The organism is Sediminitomix flava (genome assembly GCF_003149185.1).
GTDB lineage: Bacteria > Bacteroidota > Bacteroidia > Cytophagales > Flammeovirgaceae > Sediminitomix > Sediminitomix flava.
In genome coordinates, this window is record NZ_QGDO01000039.1 from 1 (window position 1) to 1018 (window position 1018).

The 1018-nt window shown below is 34.7% G+C and carries 1 protein-coding gene; it reads left to right on the forward strand.

Annotated elements, in window-relative coordinates; translation table 11 throughout:
* The first annotated feature begins 97 nt into the window (after window positions 1–97).
* Window positions 98–1000, forward strand: a complete 903-nt coding sequence (locus tag BC781_RS25395) for an IS1595 family transposase (protein ID WP_109623378.1) — start codon at window positions 98–100, stop codon at window positions 998–1000.
* Window positions 1001–1018 lie beyond the last annotated feature (18 nt).

Consider the following 1018-nt stretch of genomic DNA (forward strand, 5'->3'; position numbering starts at 1 on the left):
TATAGGTATCTCAACTTAAGTCGCCCAATGTAGTAGACCGTAATTCATTTACGTAGTCAGCCTTTACTTTAGTAGTCAAACAAGAAGGAGGTTTATCATGATTACTTTTGAAGGATTTGACGACAGAACATTTTATTTAACATTTCAAACAGAGGAGGATTGTCTTCAATATTTATCTTCCATGAAATGGGCTGAGAATTATAAATGTAGAAAATGTGGTCATGGCAAGTTCATGAAAGGTAAAAAGTCACATTCGAGACGCTGTCAAAAGTGTAAATATGATGAGTCAGCAACGGCTCATACGCTGTTTCATCAATTGAAGTTTTCGCTAATGATAGCCTTTGAAATGGTATTCAGACTTTCTTGTGATAAGAAAGGGATATCCACTTTGGGTTTGAGCGAAAAGTTGTCATTGAGTTATCAAAGCTGTTTGAATTTTAGGCGAAAAGTACAATATGCTATGCGAAGTAGTCAACGATATCCTTTAAAGAATTATCTGGAAGTTGACGAATTTGCTGTAGGTGGTTATGACTCAGAAAGCCAAGGCAGAGCTAAAGGAGATAAGAAACTAGTCAATGTAGCATTAGAAATAACTCCTGATGGTGGATTTGGTAGAGCGTATGCCGTTAAAATTGAAGATTATTCAAGCACTGAACTTGAAAAAATTTTCAAACAACATATAGATCCAGAGAATACTCAAATCAGAACAGATAAATGGACTGGTTATATTCCACTTACTAAGAAGTACAACATTGAACAAGAGTATTCAGAAAATGGACAAAATTTTAGACAGTTGCACCTTCATATTATGAATATTAAAAATTGGATCAGAGGTACTCATCATCACGTTAGTAAGGAGTATATCGAGCGATATTTAGATGAATTTCACTTCCGATTCAATAGAAGAACGTATCGAAAATCGATATTTAAGAAAATTATAGAACGATTGGTTTTCTCAACCAAGGTTACCCAAAGCCAACTCAGAGTTTGGGCGACCTAAATTGAGATACCTATATAT

What these genes read in the sequence shown, in the direction of transcription:
- BC781_RS25395 (WP_109623378.1), top strand. Translation starts at nt 98, where the DNA reads ATGATTACTTTTGAAGGATTTGACGACAGAACATTTTATTTAACATTT.